Source organism: Pontiella desulfatans (assembly GCF_900890425.1).
Lineage (GTDB): Bacteria > Verrucomicrobiota > Kiritimatiellia > Kiritimatiellales > Pontiellaceae > Pontiella > Pontiella desulfatans.
This window is the reverse complement of the sequence record NZ_CAAHFG010000001.1, coordinates 1175818-1194331: the sequence shown is the minus strand read 5'-3', so window position 1 is coordinate 1194331 and position 18514 is coordinate 1175818. Positions and strand designations below refer to the sequence as shown.

At 57.7% G+C, this 18514-nt stretch carries 12 protein-coding genes; 9 read left to right on the top strand and 3 right to left on the bottom strand.

The window, feature by feature from the left end; translation table 11 throughout:
• Positions 1-34 precede the first annotated feature (34 nt).
• The 4 genes from E9954_RS32950 to E9954_RS04565 are packed head-to-tail and all read left to right on the top strand — an operon-like array spanning position 35 to position 6629.
• Positions 35-2389 carry a sulfatase-like hydrolase/transferase gene (locus E9954_RS32950; RefSeq protein ID WP_222847053.1) on the top strand — a complete coding sequence of 785 codons (2355 nt, stop codon included), beginning with the start codon at positions 35-37 and terminating at the stop codon, positions 2387-2389.
• Positions 2386-3972, top strand: coding sequence for a sulfatase family protein (locus E9954_RS04575; protein ID WP_136078044.1), 1587 nt, complete (start codon positions 2386-2388; stop codon positions 3970-3972). Before E9954_RS32950 ends, E9954_RS04575 begins: the two co-directional genes overlap by 4 nt.
• On the top strand, positions 3969-5204 hold the full coding sequence (locus E9954_RS04570) for a glycoside hydrolase family 27 protein (protein ID WP_136078043.1): 1236 nt from the start codon (positions 3969-3971) through the stop codon (positions 5202-5204). The genes E9954_RS04575 and E9954_RS04570 overlap by 4 nt, the downstream gene beginning before the upstream one ends.
• Positions 5205-5222: 18 nt before the next feature.
• On the top strand, positions 5223-6629 hold the full coding sequence (locus E9954_RS04565) for a sulfatase family protein (RefSeq protein WP_136078042.1): 1407 nt from the start codon (positions 5223-5225) through the stop codon (positions 6627-6629).
• 216 nt (positions 6630-6845) lie between these two features.
• Here the strand turns inward: E9954_RS04565 and E9954_RS33820 are convergent, their stop codons facing one another.
• Positions 6846-7130, bottom strand: a complete 285-nt coding sequence (locus tag E9954_RS33820) for a sulfatase-like hydrolase/transferase (protein WP_136078041.1) — start codon at positions 7128-7130, stop codon at positions 6846-6848.
• A 296-nt stretch (positions 7131-7426) separates the two neighbouring features.
• Here E9954_RS33820 and E9954_RS04555 point away from each other — a divergent pair, with 296 nt between their 5' ends.
• From E9954_RS04555 to E9954_RS04535, 5 genes are all read left to right on the top strand, one after another.
• Positions 7427-8347, top strand: coding sequence for a GNAT family N-acetyltransferase (locus E9954_RS04555; protein ID WP_136078040.1), 921 nt, complete (start codon positions 7427-7429; stop codon positions 8345-8347).
• A gap of 24 nt (positions 8348-8371) precedes the next feature.
• Positions 8372-9844: a sulfatase family protein gene (locus E9954_RS04550; RefSeq protein ID WP_136078039.1), complete on the top strand. Its 1473-nt coding sequence runs from the start codon at positions 8372-8374 to the stop codon at positions 9842-9844.
• 3 nt (positions 9845-9847) lie between these two features.
• Complete coding sequence (locus E9954_RS04545) at positions 9848-11251, top strand: sulfatase family protein (protein WP_136078038.1); 1404 nt, start codon at positions 9848-9850, stop codon at positions 11249-11251.
• A gap of 3 nt (positions 11252-11254) precedes the next feature.
• Positions 11255-12835, top strand: a complete 1581-nt coding sequence (locus E9954_RS04540; RefSeq protein ID WP_136078037.1) for a sulfatase family protein — start codon at positions 11255-11257, stop codon at positions 12833-12835.
• A gap of 126 nt (positions 12836-12961) precedes the next feature.
• Complete coding sequence (locus E9954_RS04535) at positions 12962-14323, top strand: Gfo/Idh/MocA family protein (RefSeq protein WP_136078036.1); 1362 nt, start codon at positions 12962-12964, stop codon at positions 14321-14323.
• 103 nt (positions 14324-14426) lie between these two features.
• On the opposite strand, the gene E9954_RS04530 is transcribed toward E9954_RS04535, so the two are convergent.
• Both E9954_RS04530 and E9954_RS04525 read right to left on the bottom strand, forming a co-directional pair.
• Positions 14427-15482, bottom strand: coding sequence for a glycoside hydrolase family protein (locus E9954_RS04530; RefSeq protein ID WP_168441966.1), 1056 nt, complete (start codon positions 15480-15482; stop codon positions 14427-14429).
• A gap of 41 nt (positions 15483-15523) precedes the next feature.
• Positions 15524-18496 carry a sulfatase-like hydrolase/transferase gene (locus E9954_RS04525; protein WP_168441965.1) on the bottom strand — a complete coding sequence of 991 codons (2973 nt, stop codon included), beginning with the start codon at positions 18494-18496 and terminating at the stop codon, positions 15524-15526.
• Positions 18497-18514: the final 18 nt, after the last annotated feature.

Sequence of the window (18514 nt, the reverse complement as noted above, 5' to 3'; positions counted from 1 at the left end):
CTGTTCCGTACATAACATATAGCAAAGGAATCATATGCGTTGGATCATCCTAATCATGCTGCTGACATGCAGCGCAGACAGGGCCTGGACACAAACCCACACCACATCGCCGGCCAAGGGGCTGGGCATGCAGGAAGGCATCATGCGCCGCGACCCCAGCGATATCATCAAGGTAAACGACCAATACTATGTCTGGTATACGCGGCATACCGATCCGGAAGAAGTCAGTGGATATGATGCGACCATTTGGTACGCGACCTCAACCGATGGCCACGTTTGGACGGAAAAGAGCGAGTCCCTTCCCCGCGGCCCCAAAGGGAGTTGGGATGAGCACAGCGTTTTCACGCCCAACATTCTGGTCGCCAAAGGCAAATACTGGTTGTTCTACACGGCCGTGCCCGAACCCTTCGTCAACCAGGGCGAATCATCCACCAAAACGGCCATTGGACTAGCCGTGTCCGACTCCCCGGACGGCCCATGGAAAAAGCTGGGCGGCAATCCAATTCTCAAGGCCAGCGACGATCCGTCCCTATTCGACAGTCACAGGGTCGACGACGCGTGCCTGATCGTTCGCGACGGAAAATACTGGATGTATTACAAGGGGCGGCAATGGGGGAAATCCCCGGGGCAGACCAGGATGGGGGTGGCCATCAGCGACAAGCCGGAAGGCCCCTACATCAAACATGAGTCCAACCCGATCATTCAGGGTGGGCATGAGGTGGTCGTGTGGCCTGAAGGCGAGGGCGTGATGGCCCTGATCGGGAAAATTGGCCCCCGTGGAATCCGGAACACGCTTCAGTACGCCCCGGACGGCATCTCTTTTAGAAAGCAACGCGCGCTCTCCCACACCATCTATGCTGCGGGCACGTATCGCCCCGAAGCATTTACCGACAGCGGCAAAGGCCGCATGCCCGAATGGGGCCTGCATATCGGATCCAAAGAAATCCGGCGCCTCCCCTTTCTGGAGCGATTCGACTTTTTGAGGAAGGAAGAAAAAACAGCGTTGCGCCCCAACGTTGTTTTCATTCTGATGGACGACATGGGCTACTCGGATGTCAGCTGTTACGGCGCAAAGAAAGTCAAGACGCCGCATATCGACCGGCTGGCGGCCGAAGGGATCCGGTTTACCGATTTCCACACGGCGGCCTCCATCTGTTCGCCCTCGCGCGCGGCTTTCTTGACGGGGGGCTATCCGCAGCGGTGCGGCCTGTATATGGGGATTAACTCCAAGCGCGAAGCACATTGGTTCCTTGGCTTGAACCCGGATGAGATCACATTGGCTGAGCAGTTCAAGAAGCGGGGCTACACAACACTGATGGTGGGGAAATGGCATCTGGGTACGGAGGAAGAATTCTCCTGCTTCAATCAGGGATTCGACCAGTATTACGGTATCCCCAGCAACGTGTCCGCCGATCCGCATTTTTTTGACGGGAAGAAAGTCGTCTATAAAAAAGCCCCCTTACCCCGGCTCACCGAGCTCTACACCGCCCGTATCCTGCGCGACATTGGAACCCATAAAGACCGGCCGTTTTTTCTCTACTATGCCCACAACTATCCCCACACCCCCTACAAGCCCGGACCCGCATTCGCGGGTAGCTCCCAAGACGGCAAGCGCGGGGATGTGATCCAGGAACTCGACTGGAGCATCGGGCAAATCGTCAAGGCGTTGGAGCGGAATGGTATTCTGGAAAACACCCTGGTTGTTTTCACGTCCGACAACGGCCCGGTTAAAAACGAATATGCCCTTCCCTACCGCGGCACAAAGTATGTTTCACTCGAAGGCGGGCATCGCGTCCCCTTCATTCTGTATTGGAAAGGCCGGATCACGAAACCCGCCGTATCCAATGTCCCGGCAAACGCGATGGACCTTTTCCCAACCCTGAGCGAAATCATCGGCGAACCGCTCCCGGATGATCGGGCATATGACGGCACCAGCCTCGTGCCCCTATTCGACCAGCGCCCCATCGCACGCAAACCGGTAGAACCCTTTTATTACTACAACTGTGAAAACCTGCAGGCCGTCCGCGTGGACAACTGGAAGCTGCACCTCCCCCGCACGGAAGAGCAGATTCCGTTTTGGGAACACGGAAGGAACCCGGTCACCAAACCTCTCCTCTACAACCTTGAAGATAAAGGCGAAGATTCGGACCTTTCGGCGAAATACCCAGAGGTCGTCGCTCACCTGACGCGACTGGCAAACGACATGCGAGTAAAACTAGGCGAATACGGTCAACGAGGAACGGAACAGCGCCCCACCGGCTCGCTCTTTCCGGAAGTGCCGGTGATCGGCAACGACCGACTGCATTGGGATAAATTGTCCGACGCCGAAAAGGGACGGGCTAAAATAGAATTCAAGGCGCCTGCGCCCAAAAACAAGGTGAAGAAATGAAAATAGGACGATTGATTGGTTTGGTTTTATTCGCGCTTTCGATGACGGGGTTCAGCGAGGAGGCGCGAACGCCAAATGTTGTTTTCATTTTCGCCGACGATCTCGGCTATGGCGACCTTGGTTGCTACGGCGCGACCAAGGTGCAGTCACCGAACATCGACAAACTGGCCGCCGAGGGCAGGCGGTTTTCGGATGCGCATTCGGCCTCGGCCGTGTGCACGCCGTCGCGCTATGCCTTGCTGACCGGCGACTATCCGCTGCGTCACGGCGACCACGGAATATGGGGTCCCCTGAGCTACAAGACCGGCCTGCTGATTGGAACCGAACGCCAGACGCTGGGCAAGGTGTTCCAAGAGGCGGGCTATTCCACGGCCTGCATCGGAAAATGGCACCTTGGCTTTGGCGAAGACATGCACGGTTGGAACAAGCCACTGAAACCCGGTCCGCTAGAGGTCGGGTTCGACTATTATTTCGGGGTTCCTCAGGTAAACAGCGGCGTCCCCTTTGTCTATGTGGAAAACCACGAGATCGTTGGATTCGACCCGAACGACCCGCTGAAGATCGACAAGAAAAACGCGTCGCCGACCCCGACCTTCCCACCGGAGGCCGGACGAAAAAGCCCGAACATTTTTGCGGGGGCAAGGAAGGCGCACGAAATCTACGACGACGAACGTACCGCCTCGCTGCTGATTGAAAAGGCGAAAGGCTGGATCGGCAAAAACAAGGCGAAGCCGTTTTTCCTCTATCTGCCCACCACCAATATCCACCACCCCTTCACTCCCGCACCGCGCTTCAAGGGCACGAGCCAATGCGGGCTGTACGGCGACTTTATACACGAGCTGGACTGGATGGTCGGCGAAGTTATCCAATGCCTGGAAGAAAACGGCGTCGCGGACAATACGCTGATCATCTTCACCAGCGACAACGGCGGTATGTTCAACACGACCGGCCAGGATGCTTGGGACGCGGGACATCGCATCAACGGTGAGCTGCTCGGTTTCAAGTTCGGTGTGTGGGAAGGCGGGCATCGCATTCCGTTCATCGCCCGGTGGCCGGGCAACATCGAAGCGGGATCCGTCTCGAAGCAGCTGCTCTGCAATGTCGACATGGTGGCCACCATGGCCGCGCTGGCCGACGTCGAGATCAAACCCGGTCAAGCGCGCGACAGCGTAAACCTTTTGCCCGCGCTTACTGGAAACCCCCAAAATACAATCCGCGAACACTTGGTGCTCGCGCCCAACAAGCCGCAGTGCCTGGCCGTCCGCAAAGGAAAATGGATGTATATCGGCGGACAGGGAAGCGGCGGATTCCCCGGGGACAAACGAGGCGACCACAATTTTGGAGGGGCACCGGCGGTCGCCTATGCCGGCTACAAAAACAGCGATATTGAAAACGGCAAGATCAAGCCGGATGCCCCGCCCGCCCAGCTATACGACCTGGAAGCGGATCTTGCCCAGACCAGAAACCTGTACCGGGACTATCCCGAAGTGATTCAGGAACTCGATGCCTTGATCAAATCCTACGCGCCACCCGCGGCTCCGCCTAAGCAAAAGAAACGCAGGAAAAAACCAGCGGGAAAATGATTATGCACCGGACGCTCAGCCTGTTGGTTGGATCTTGTCTTCTGGCGAGCTTGCTGCAGGCGACGGATGCAGCTGGTGGAGAAACACCCCCCATGGGCTGGAATTCCTACAACAAATTCGGGTTGGGAGTGCATGGCTTCCTGGTGCGGGAAACCGTGGACGGGGCAAAGAGGTATAAGCTCGATGAGGCGGGCTACAAATACATCGTCATGGATGATGGATGGCCCGAGCGCGAACTGGCGGCCGATGGCCGGCTTGTTCCCGACCCGAACCGTTTTCCCGAAGGGATCAAGCCGCTGACCGACTATGTCAAGTCGCAGGGGTTCGAGTTGGGCATCTATTCCTCTCCGAACAAACGGACGTGCGGCGACTGGCCGGGTAGCTTGGGCAACGAGGAACTTCATGCGCAGCAGTTTGCCGAGTGGGGCGTGAAGTTTGTTAAATACGACTACTGCCCGACGCGCAACGATGAACAGGAAACCGGGCGCGAAGAAATCATCCGTCGCTACCGGGTCTTCACCGAGGCGTTGAACAAGGTCGACCCCGAGATGGTTCACGCCATTTGCGAAAAAGGATGGGCCGGGTCGTTGAGCAGGCGCCAGCGCAAGGCGACGAATGGAACGGTAACCGCCGAACAGCGCCACGCGGCCTTTGCATGGGCACCGGAGCTGGGCACGATGTGGCGCACCACCGGCGACATCAAGGCAAACTGGAAACGCATCATGCAAATCCTCGACATGCAGGAAGGGCTGGAGGAACTCGCCGGCCCCGGCGCCTTCAACAATCCCGACATGCTGGAGGTGGGCAACGGAAATCTTACACGGGCTGAAAACCGCGCCCATTTTTCGCTGTGGTGCATTCTGAACTCTCCATTGATTCTGGGCAACGACCTGCGCAATATTCCAGACGATGTCGTCGAAATCATCACCAACAAAGAAGTTATCGCCTTGAACCAGGATGTGCTGTGCAAGCAAGGCAAGATCGGATACAGCCGGGATGGCGTCCAGGTTTGGGTCAAGCCGTTGAAGAACGGCGACACGGGCGTCCTGATCCTGAACCGCAACGACGAGCCGGTGGACTTCACGTTTAACTTTGCCGATGCCAGCCTGGAAGTGAACGCCTATATCGTCCGAGACCTGTGGGCGAAAAAAACCCTGGGAACGATCAATCAATCGCTTAAACTGGAAATCGCCAGCCACGACGTAAAGGTCTATCGGCTGGGCATCCCTTGATTCATAAAGGAACATTATATGGGAAAATTAGGCCTAGTGATCAGATACAGCATTCTGGCGTGCTTGCTGCAGGCAACGGCGGCGGAAAAGCCCAACTTTGTGGTGATATTTAGCGATGACCAGGGGTATGCCGACCTCGGCTGTTTCGGGGGAACGCATGTCGATACGCCCCGGATCGACCAGATGGCGGCCGAAGGTGCGCGGCTGACGAGCTTCTACGTGGCGGCGCCCGTTTGCACGCCGTCCCGCGCCGCCCTGATGACCGGATGCTATCCCAAGCGGATCGACATGGCCTTCGGCTCCAATTTCGGCGTATTGCTCGCTGCTGAAGCGAAAGGACTCAACCCAGAAGAAATCACCATGGCCGAAGTGCTGAAACCGGCGGGATATAAAACCGGCATGTTCGGAAAGTGGCACCTTGGCGACCAGCCGGAATTCCTTCCCTCCCGGCAGGGATTCGACGAATTCTTTGGCATCCCCTACAGCCACGACATCCATCCATTTCATCCCAATCAGAAAAACTACAACTTTCCTTCCCTACCATTGCTCGAAGGCGAGACCGTCGTTGAAATGGATCCCGATGCGGACTACCTGACTCGGCGCATCACCGAGCGTGCGGTGGACTTCATCGGGAAAAACAACGACGTCCCGTTCCTCCTCTACATCCCCCACCCGATTCCCCACCGCCCGCTGCATGTCTCGCCGCCTTTCATGAAGGAGTTGCCGGAAGAAACCAAAGAGAAGCTGGCCAAGGAAAACAGCAACATCGACTATAAAACCCGGGACAAAATCTTCGAGCAGGCCATCAGCGAAATCGACTGGTCGGTCGGCCAGATTCTGGATGCCCTGAAAAAACACGGAATTGATGGCAGCACGCTGGTGGTCTTTACTTCCGACAATGGCCCGGCTGTCGGACGAGCCACGCCGTTGAAAGGAAAGAAAGGCTCCACGTTCGAGGGCGGCATGCGCGAGCCGGCCGTAATCCGCTGGCCCGGAAAAATCCCCGCCGCCACCGTGAACGATGAACTCATGACCGCCATGGATCTATTGCCAACCTTCGCGAAGCTGGCCGGGGCCGCCATTCCATCCGACCGCGTGATCGACGGCGAGGACATCTGGCCGGTGCTGTCCGGAAGCGCAAAAAGCCCGCACGAAGCCTTCTTCTTCCACAAAGGCAACGCCCTCGCGGCAGTACGTTCCGGCAAATGGAAATATCATCAGTCGCACGACAAAAAAGGAAAAAAAACCAAGCCCGCGCTTTATGACCTCGAACAGGATATCGGGGAAACCACGAATGTGTTGAAGAACCATCCGGAAGTCGCTGCCCGAATGCGGGTCCATATCGATCAGTTTGAGAAGGATCTGGCGCAAAACAGTCGACCGGCTGCTTTCGTGCATGACCCGAAACCGCTATCAATACATTGACTGTTTCAATCTTAACCGGATACCGAGGACATAAGCACAAAATGAAATTGTATGGTTAAGCGACCCTATCCTTCCGCGCCGAAACGAAAGAACAGAAAGCGGGAAATAAAATGAGACGAACTAAAAGAAAAATCGCTTCCCTGACGACTGAGATCCTGATCGTATCGATGTCAGCCCTAACCGGAATAGCAAAGGATCGGAAGCCCAATGTTCTGTTTATCGCGGTGGATGGCCTGAACGACTGGACGGGGTTTCTTGGGGGACATCCGCATTGGCATGATCGATCTTCCCGATCGATACGGTGGCATATCCCTCGTTTTTAAACAGCGGCAGGGAGGTCGCCTTCTTTGCCACTTTCGGGGGAAAGCGTCCTGAGCAACCGAAGCTTTCGGGGCGCAACCCGGAGAGGACGCTCCCCCTTGAAGGCATGCAGACAGCCGTCTGGCAGCAGGCATGCTCGAACAGCAGACCGCTCTTGTCCCGGCGCGGCTTCCGTGGCAAAAGTGCAAGCCGTCACCAAGGTAAATGAATCTCCCCGCAGCAAGCTGAGGGGTATCACTATGGAGGGGCAAGGGCCTCCGTGCCTTGCGCACGCTAGTCGTCGAGGCCGACGACCCCCCATCAATCGCAGCAAGCTGCGGGGCATTCGACCCAAGGCTTCACAATAAAAGCAGGCTGGTGTGGATCTTGCCGCGTGTTGGGGAATACACCACCATGCCTTTTTTTTACAAGACGGCGGTTTCCCTTCCTGATAGTTTGTCAGGACTATTCTAAGAACATTGAAACTAGGGGGACATATGGGCAGCTATACCATCCGAAGCGCGCAACCCGAAGACCGCGACGCATTGGCAACATTGATTCGCGATTCCACCAATGCCTACTACCAAAACAAATTTGGAACGGGCATCTTCCCGCCCACGGAAATGCACACGCGCGATTTTGTCGACCTGTACAACCAGCTCGACGGAAGCGAGGCGTTGCTGTGTGTCGATGAAGACGGCGCCATTGGCGGCTCCTGCTTTATGCATCGGCGCGAAACCCACTTCTCGCTCGGAATCATGAACGTGTCGTCCGACCATTTCGGCCAGGGCATCGCCCGGCAACTTTTGACGGAGATCATCTTTCAGGCTGAAGCCGCCGGACTCCCCTTGCGCCTTGTTTCCAGCTGCATGAATCTCGATTCCTATTCGCTCTACACCCGCGCCGGATTAAAGCCGTTCGAGTTCTATCAGGATCTGCTGGTCGACGTTCCGGAAGCGGGATTGCCCAATGCGGATGGCGGCATAGCCGTTCGTTCCGGCACGCTCGCCGATGTTGAAGCGATTGCAAAACTGGAGCTGGAGATTTCCGGCATCTCGCGGCGCACCGACTATACCCACTTCATCACCAACCCGGATGGTCTGTGGCATTTGTCGGTCGCCGAAGAGGATGGAAATATCACGGGCTATCTGGCCTCCGGCTCATCGCAGGCCTGCAACATGATCGGCCCCGGCGCCTCCCGTACCGAGGAGGCGGCCATCGCCCTGATCGATGCTGAGCTCGACCGCCACCGCGGCCGCACACCCGTCCTGCTGCTGCCCGGGCGCTTCAACCGTGCTGTGCAGCATGTCTACGGTCTTGGCGGGCGCAACTGCGAAACCCACGTGGCGCAATGCCTTGGCGAAGCCTTCCGCCCCAACGGAATCACCATGCCCACCTTCCTTCCGGAATCCGGCTAACTTTCAACCACCAGGAGAAACCTCATGAAACCATATCGTTGTCTCGCTATCGCCGTCGCGGCCGCCGCAACCATTTGCTCCGCGCAACAAAAGCGCCCCAACATTATTTGGATTGTCGCCGAAAACCTGAAGCTGGATCTAGGTTGCTACGGCGCCGAAAACGTCAAGACCCCCAATCTGGACAACTTGGCCGCCGGGGGCGTGCGCTACACCCATGCCTTCTCGACGGCGCCGGTTTGCGCAACCTCGCGCAGCGCCTTTTTTGTGGGCATGTATCAAAACACATCCGACACCCACAACATGCGCTCGCACCGCGAGGACGACTACCGGTTGCCCGAAGGCGTGCGGCCGATCACCCACCGGCTTAAGGATGTCGGCTACACCACCGCCAACATCAAAACGATGAACGGCGAGGAAGTCGGCTCCGGCAAGCTCGACCTCAACTTTGTCAACGAAGGCAAGCTCTACGACACCGGCGCATGGGAAGATCTGAAAGCCAACCAGCCCTTCTTCGCTCAGATCAACACGCTGGAGGCGGAATACGACATCTACGACCGCAACACCTGGCAACAGCCGCGCGTCGAATGGAAGGGCGAGCCGACCCACGAAAAGATCGCCACCCCGGAAAACGTCAGCCCGCCCCCCTACTATCCCGACCACCCGCTCGTCCGGCTAGAATGGGCACGCTACCTGAACTCGGTTTCCGGCATGGATCGCACCGTTGGCAAGATTCTCCGCCAGCTTGAAAAGGACGGCGTCGCCGACGACACCATCATTGTCTTCTTCGGCGACAACGGGCGCATCGAGCCGCGCGGCATCCACTGGTGCTACGACACCGGACTGCACGTGCCCATGATCATCCACTGGCCGAAAAACTTTCCCGCGCCGAAGAACTACCGCCCCGGCACCGTCAGCGATGAAGTGGTCAGCCTGATCGACATGACCCCAACCACCCTCGGATTCGCCGGCATCAAGCGTCCGCTCGGCATGCATGGCCGCATCTTTCTTGGCAACCGGGTCGGCCCGGAAAGACAGTATGCCTTTTCCAGCCGCGACCGGGTCGATGAAACCGTCAACCGCGTCCGCAGCGTGCGTGGCCAGCGCTATCACTACATTCGCAACTATTATCCCGACCGCCACTTCACCTCGCTCAACCGCTACAAGGAAAAGTGCTTCCCCATCAAGCCGCTGATGCGCCAGATGATGGCCGAAGGAAAGCTCACCGGAGCACCTGCAGAATTGATGGCGCCGACGGTCGCGCCGGAGCAACTGTTCGACACCGTGAACGATCCGCACGAAATCAACAACCTCGCCAACTCCGACAAACCGGAACACCGCGAAGCCTTGGTCGCCATGCGCGCCGCACTCGCCGTCTGGGAAGTCGAAATGCAGGACCAGGGCGTCTTCCCTGAACCCGATGAAATCGTCGCCCCGTTCGAAAAGGAGATGCACGACTGGTTCGGCACCCCCGAATGGCATCCATATAAAGGGAAATAATCCATGAAGATTGGTTTGCTGGCCCTGTTGACTGTAGTGGCCGTTGCACATGCGGAACGGCCGAATATTGTTTTGGTCATGGCGGACGACCAGGGTTGGGGCGATGTTGGCTACAACGGGCATCCGTTTGTGCAGACCCCGGAACTGGATGCCATGGCGGCGGACGGTTTTGTTTTTGATCGCTTCTATGCCGCAGCCCCGATCTGTTCGCCGACCCGCGCGAGCATCATGACCGGGCGCACGCCGATTCGTTCCAAGGTAACCAGCCATGGCCGCTACATGCGCCCGCAGGAACGGACGATTGCCGAAACGCTGAAAGCCGCTGGTTATGCGACCGGCATCTTCGGCAAGGTGCATCTGGGTTCGGGACAACCCGGCTCGCCATGCAACCCGTCCGGAATGGGTTTTGATGAATGGGCGGTCGGCCTCAACTTTTTCGACAACAACCCCTACCTCAGCCACAACGGGAAGGTGGAACGCCGAAAGGGCAAGGGTTCCGCAATCTTGATCGACGACACCATCGCATTTCTGGAAAAACACAAGGATGGCGAAAAACCGGTCTTCGCGGTAGCGTGGTTTCCCTCGCCCCACTCCCCCCACGAGGAAGTGCCCTCCGGCCCCGCACTTTACAAGGGCAAAGGAAAGATGGTGGCCTACTACCGGGAGATCACCCTGCTGGACCAACAGTTCGGCCGCCTGCGCCGTGCGCTTCGGGAACTTGAAATGGAGCAAAACACCATTCTTTGGTATTGCAGCGACAATGGTGGACTGAACGAAGAGACGTCCGGCGGACGCGCCAGGAAGGCCAGCATCTACGAAGGCGGACTGCGTATCCCCGGAATCGTCGAATGGCCGGCGAAAAAACTAAAGGGACGCTCGGCGGTTCCGGTCAACACCTTCGACATGCTTCCCACCCTGCTTTCCATGGCAGGCGTCGAAACGGACTTCCCCCACCCGCTCGACGGGGTCGACATGAGCGGCGTGTTCGACGGAACCACCGCACAACGCCCCCGCCCCATGGGTTTTTGGGGTGGATTCCAGTCTGGGCAGTCCACCAAAAGCGATGCGATCCTGAAGGCGATCATGGAAAAGCAACAGGCGGGCGAACCCACGCCCCACGATCCCCTCCGCATGAAAAAGGATGTCGATGATTTTCCGCAGTTCCCGGAAGACTCGGCAACCGGGCACGCCGCTTGGAACGACTGGCCGTGGAAACTGCACCGGATCAACAAAAAGCAAGACGAAGTTTTCGAACTGTACAACCTGGCCAACGATGCGATGGAAACCACAAATCTCGCCTCCAACCCTGAACACAAGGAACGTGTTGAACGCATGAAGAAGGAACTGGATATGTGGATGCGTTCAGTGGTGCGCAGCATCAACGGAGCGGATTATTCCGAGGAGTAGGTTTTGGCCAGACATAAAGGTACAGCACGAAGAGGTTTTATCGTTGCGGCTTTTGCGATATCTGCCTGCGCGAGCGTTCTGGCGGAATTGTCGGATGAAGCAAACAAACCGTTACCGCCCAACATCCTGCTGGCAATTTCCGATGACCAGTCCTGGCCGCATGCCAGCGCCTACGGCTGCAAGTTTGTCAATACGCCTGCGTTTGACCGCGTCGCAAACGAAGGCGTTCTTTTTCACAATGCTTTCGCGCCCGCTCCGCAGTGCAGTCCAACGCGGGCATCCATTTTGACAGGACGCAATCCTTGGAAAAATGGCGATGCCGCGGTACACGGGACATCAATACCCACCGATATTCCGCTCTATACCGATTTGCTGGAAAAAGTGGGCTACCATGTCGGCATGACGGGAAAAGGGTGGGCGCCCGGACTGTTCGAAGGCGACAACCCCGCCGGAAAGGACTATACCCTTCGCAAGGGCAAGGGCAAGGGCAACTACACCGGTGCATTCCAGTCCTTTCTCAAGGAGCGCAAATCCGGCCAGCCCTTCTGCTTCTGGTACGGGGCAAGGGAGCCCCACCGGGGATACAAGGTGGGTTCGGGGCTCAAGGCCGGCAAAACGCTTGAATCGGTTGCGGTTCCAAAATTCCTTGCCGATGACGTGAGCGTGCGCAGCGACATGCTTGACTATGCCCTTGAGATAGAACGATTCGACGCTCATCTGGGACGGATGCTTGAAATTCTTGAAGAGAGCGGCGAACTGGACAACACCCTGGTTGTTGTCACCTCAGACAATGGCATGCCATGGAGCCGCGCCAAAGCCAATATCTATGAGTACGGCGTGCATATGCCCTTGGCGATCCGCTGGGGAACCCCGGTTCCGCCAAAACGCAACGTAGACGACCTGGTCAGCCTGATCGATCTGGCCCCGACGTTTCTCCAGGCTTCCGGGCAGCCCGTTCCAAAAGGCGTTTCGGGCAGAAGCCTGCTGGAAATATTGAAGTCAGGAAAGTCCGGCCGGGTCGATGCGAGTCGCGATTGCGTTGTTGTCGGCCAGGAACGCCACACCCCCTATGTTCGTGAAAACGATGTAGGCTATCCCGGCCGCGCAATCCGCACGGATCGTTATCTGTTCATTCGGAACCTGAAACCCGGCCGGTGGCCGGAGGGGGATACGTTTTATGGTGCGGGGGGATCCACTTCGCGGACGCTCTATATCTATCAATGCGAGAATCCTGCTATTCAACCCTATCTCCGGTTGGCCTGGGCAAAACGCCCCGCCGAGGAATTGTACGACATTAAGGCGGATCCAGATTGCATCAACAATCTGGCCGGCAACCCCGAACATGCCCAAGAGCAGAACAGGCTCAGGGACAGGCTGAATAAAATACTCGCCGAGCAGAAAGATCCGAGAATTGCCGGCGACGATCGCTACGACGAGCAGCCATACTTCAAGGGCGACTTTTGGAAAGAAAAGCGGCTTGCCTACCTACAGGAAGCAGAGAAGGTTCATCAGGCGATGGAGACCGCCGGCTGGAAGCATGGCCGTATAGCAAGCCCGTTGACAAAACCCAAAACAGACAACTGAATAAGGAGCATGGTCGAGGGTCGGCTTCTCCTGTCAAAAACATCCCCCAAAACGGCGCATCTGTCATAAAATGCCAGGCGCGCACGTCTTTATAGAAACATTTTAAACGCAACCAAGGATCGCCATATGAACACGATTAACCGCAGATATTTTATTGGAAGCATGGGCGCACTGGCAACGCTGTCGGGCTGCGCAAACAACCAACGGACATTCTACATGCCGCCGGCCAATATCCGCCGACCGCGCTTGATTCCGGCGGGCGAAAAAATGAACGTGGCCTGCATCGGGGTTGGAGGAAAGGGCAGTAGCGACACCAAAGCGATGAAAGGCGAAAACGTCGTGGCGCTTTGCGATGTGGATGAAAACAATCTGCGGAAAATGGCAAAGGCCTTCCCGAACGCCAAGCTCTACAAGGACTACCGGAAAATGTTCGCGGAAATAGACGGGCAGATCGACGCCGTGACCGTCAGTACGCCCGACCACACCCACTATCCCGCCGCCATGGCCGCCATCAAGCTGGGCAAGCACGCCTTTGTTCAAAAACCGATCACCCGCACGCTATGGGAATGCCGGATGCTGACCGAAGCCGCGCGCCTGCATGGCGTATCCACCCAAATGGGCAATCAGGGTCATTCCAACGACGGCACCCGCCTGCTGGCGGAATGGACGCGCGCCGGCGCCATCGGCACCGTTCGCGAAATCCATCTCTGGACGGATCGTCCGACCAGTTGGGGAACCCCCTGCGGAACCGACCGGCCAACCGACACCCCGGTCGCTCCGGAACCCCTCGACTGGAACCTCTGGCTGGGCACCGCGCCCAAACGCCCCTACCACCCGAACTATGTGCCGAAAAAATGGCGCTCCTGGTACGACTTTGGTGCGGGAGCGCTCGGCGACATGGGCTGCCACCTTTTCGACGCCACCTTCTGGGCGCTGGATCTCGGCTGGCCGGAATGGGTCTCCGCCGAAACCTCAGAACGCAAGGCGGAAACCTTCCCGAAGTCCGCCGTCGTCACCTACCAATTCCCCGCCAATGGCAGCCGCCCGCCAGTGAAAGTGGTCTGGTACGACGGTGGCAACATGCCCGAACGCCCGGCCGAGCTGGAAGAAGGGCGTAGCATGGGGCCGTCCATCGGTGGACAGCTGATTGTCGGCGACACGGGCAAAATGCTGGCCAGCCACAACGCCTCCAGCGTTCGCCTGATTCCCGAAACCGCCATGCGCGAATTCGCCAAGGCGGGCGTCCCGCCCAAAACCCTGTCGCGCATCGAGGGCGGCCATGCGGCCGACTGGATCCAATCCTGCAAGGAAGGCGGACATCCCGCCTGCTCAAACTTCGACTATGCCGGCCCGCTCACCGAAATGGTGCTGCTCGGCGTGCTGGCCGTCCGGACCGGCGAAAAGATCGTGTGCGATAACCAAACGCTCACCGTCACCAGCCATCCAGAGTTCAACCAATACATCCGCGAGCCCTACCGGGAATTCTAGGAGATTGATCGATAGAATACAGTAGCGCCGGACTCCGATCCGACGTTCTTTCCTTCGCACAGGGAGCCCCGAATTGAGATTCGGTGCTACACATTGCGTTCGGCTATTCGTGTTCCTCAGGATTTAGCAGAAGCCCCCTGTTTAATGGAATATGAATATTGAAGGTGTTGCCGGGGGCGCGCTTCACATGGGTGGCCGCGCAAAACAGCACCATGGGTTCGCCGTCCGCGCCGAAGTAGATCTGGGGGCGTTCGAGGTCGGCCAGCTTTTCCTGCGTTCCATCTTCCCACGTAACCGTCCGGTCGGAAATAAGCGGGATTACCGCCGGCTCCCAATCGATTCCATTCTCTGAGGTAAACAGGCAAAGCGCCTGCTTGATTCCGGTGAAGACGGCATGGTCGGATAAAATAGCATGCAGCTTTCCATGATACGGAAAGATGAAGGGATCCTCCGCCGGGAATGGATGGGTTTCGTGGGTAAAGATCGGCTGCCCATGTTTCTTGAACGGCCCGGTGGGCGAATCGGAAAAGGCGACGCCATGGAACACCTTTTTGTTTTTCCCGAGGCATTTGTAGAGCATGACGTAGCGCCCGTTGTGCTCCACCACCGATGGATTCGTTGTGAACTGGCTGTCGAAGGAATCGGGACTGACATCGAGCAATGGCTTGTCGAGCCGCTTCCATGGACCATGGATGGATGGCGCGGTCGCCACGCCGATCCGTTGCGTCCTTCGCGTGGCCTCGAACTTAGGCTGCGCCGTCGCACCGATGTAGTAGAGATAATAGGTGCCGTCGAATTTATGGATATGGGGATTGTGAACCATGGTAGCATCGAAAAATCCATCCCCCCGCCCTTCCAGCACCTTGTGGCTGAATCGATACGGCCCCAGCGGATGGTCGGCAACGGCGCAGGCAATCTGCGAATGGGTGATCCATCCCTTCATCTGAACGTCATAGGGCCAACGCGAATAGCAGAGATAATATCGCCCGTCATCGCCTTGCACCATAGAGCCACCCCACGTGAACCACCCCTCGTCCTGGAAAACCGCCGCGCGAGGAACCGGCTGCATTCGAGCACCGAGATCCAACGGTTCCTCCGCGCGGACCACCAATGCGATCATAAACGCGAAACTCAACCCCCGCTCAAACAACCTGGCCATACCCATTCCTCCTTGAACCATTTTCCGCTCCCTTATCACCATTAGTTGTTTCCGCTATCGGTATCCGCGTCCATGAGGTCGAGCACCGCCTGCAACTCCGCTTTGAGCGCCGCGAGACGGGTTCCCGGTTCGGGTTCGGGCAGCGGCTCGGTTTCCATGGGATCGTTGACCACGTCGTAGAAGTTTCCTGAGCGATCAATGTTGTCCGCCCCCGAGTCGGCGGTCCCTCCGGCGTGATAGAGTGAGTAGTGGCGATTACGTGCCCATCGAATAACTTTAGAGTCCTCGCTGCCCTTCAGCTTCCAATGGCCGTAGGTCCAACGGCGCGGATCGCGGCTCTTGCCCATCAAGTGAGAACGAAAGCTGCGGCCGTCCTGGATGTAGTCCTGCGGGATGGGCACCCCGGCGCACTCCGTGATCGTGGCCATGATATCCGAGATATCCACGACATCGGTATTGATTTGGCCGACGGGAATCCCGCCGCCGTCGCCCCCCCACCAAGCCACGCAGGCCACATGGTTGCCGGCGTCGCGCGTTTCGCGTTTCGCCCCCTGGAAGTTTTCCCCATTGAATCTGGATGTGATGCTCCGGTGGGTTCCATTGTCGGCGGTAAAGATGACCAATGTATTCTTCGCGAGCGCGGGGTCGGAGCGGATCAGATCCAGCGTGTCGCCCACCAGTTGGTCGAGATAGCGGGTCATGAGGCGCGCCTTTTCATTGTTGTTATTAGCTGGCAATCCAAACGTTTCGGGCGGAACGATAAAGGGATTATGCGGCAGAATCATAGGGCAATAGATAAAGAACGGCTGGTTGGCCACCGCGGAATTCGTCGCGAAGCGGTTGATGAACTGGTTCACCATATCGGGGCCGAAATCCGAGGAGCTTAGGGGTTGCGGAGGGGAGGCAAAGTTATTCGTCACCATGATGAACGCGGGCGCGGGAAAGGTGGCTGGATCGGATTCCGCCTGATGCTGTGAGGCCATGCCCGAAGCATCGAGCGAAATAGTTAGGACGGGGTTGTAGTGCCGACTTCCGGCATTGGCCGACTCGAAATGCCAGAGCAGATATTCATCGAACCCGAGCCAGTGCGGCACGCGGGGATCCCGCCGCGGAATACCGTTGAGGTCGCCATCGTCAAGCTGCCATTTTCCGGCGACGCATGTGCGATAGCCCGCGTCCTGAAAAAAATTCCCGAAGCTTTTGGATTGGAGGTATTCTCCAAACTTTGTGTAGTTACGCTGAGCGTATTGGCCCGACATAATCTCCACGCGCGACGGGGTGCAAAGCGGCTGGGAATGGAATTGGGTGAATTGAATCCCTTCGCGGGCCATTTCGCTGATACGTGGCGTATCGTGGTTGGAATCGCCATGGATGTCGAACGCTTCGTAGCCGAGATCGTCCACCATGAAAACGATGATGTTCGGGCGCGCACCGCTTGATTTGGTTCGGGCGGAGGCGCCGCGCGAAGCTTCCGTTTCGCTTCCCGCCACGGGAATCCCATCGACCGTCGTTCGGCGAAGCCGCGCGCGATAGGCGTATTCGGCGCCGGGAACCAATCCCGTATCAACATACAGTCGGTCGCGGCGCCAACCGGAATCGTGTCCGCCTGGAGAGAGGGCCTCGAAATAGTATTCGACCAGATGAGTATCGAGAGCGGCCTGGCCAGCGGTCATGGAGACCGCCCCGGTGGTGACGCCGGACGGTTCGATGGCGAAGCGCGGAGCATAGAGCGCGTCATCGACGCGCAACCGAACGAACAACTCATTGGAATCCGCGAACGCGGGGTTCGCGATTTCCACCTCGACCGTTTCATTGGTTCCATCAGGTTGGATCACGCGGGAGAGCTCCGTGACGTGGGACTGATTGGTGGTCCAATCCACCAGGTTGGAAGAATAGGTGATGGTTGCATAGACGCCAGGTGAACTCCGACGTTCTTCATAGATGAACATGCTCGTACCTTCTGAAACCCCGATCCGCATGGCGTTGCCACCGAGGTGGGCATCGTCCTCGAAATTGGAACCCAACTTGAACTCCAACAGGTCGGCTTCGCCATCCCAATCTGTATCGCTTATCTTATCTGTGGGCAGCGCGGCGACATCCGGCACACCGATATAGTCCTCAAAATGCGTGCCGGACGCGTCGGCAAGGCTCTCGCTGCCGGGAACCCAGGGCGTGGCGGAAACCGCGGCGCACGGCGAGGAGAAATTGCCTGAACCATCCCTGGCGACAACCCGATAATAATACGCGCGCCCGTTGACCAGCCCCTTGTCGGACGCGGCGCTGGCGGTAAGCCCCGACATGATCCTCCGGTAGTCGCTGGCATCCGTGGCCCGATATAGCTGGTAGGAGGCGAAATCGGGTTCGACATTGTCGTCCCACTCCAACTCCACGATTCCATTGGTCGGCGCCGCGGAAAGACCGGAGGGCGCGGAGGGCGCCGTAAGGTCGGGCGGGACATCCGAAAACGCGTAATCGACGTAGCGCAGACGGGTCACGCCGATTGAAATCCCCTCCCAGACCATAACCGGTTCGGTGACCAAGATTCTGGTGGGACTTTGCGCGAGGTCAATATAGGGTTCGCCGTTCAAAAGCACGCCCTCTCCAGTACTATTCCCGCCTAGATCAAAAGAAACGAACCCATGAAAAAAAACATTTGAATTGCTGATATTGGAAATCTCTATCCGCGCGCCCATGCCATCGGAAAAATGCTCGGTCGAATTCAAACCGTCGGGAACCCCCAGCAAATCGTCCGCGCCCCCGCGGGTTCCAAGAAGAGCGTTGTCTCCATAAGCCGAAACGGTCACGTCGTAGGTAAAGGTTTCCGCGCCGACCGATCCGGAAATCCCCGTAACCGAAAACGAGGCCACGCCCGCCGCGCTCGCTCCCGCCTCCATCCATTTGGAAACATAGGTCTCCGCCACGCCCTCTTCATCCTTTTCAACCCCGATTCCATGGATCAGATCAGCGGCATGCGCATTGGCCGCCACTAAAATCGCTATACAAAAACTCTTCACTCCAACCTCCATGTTTAA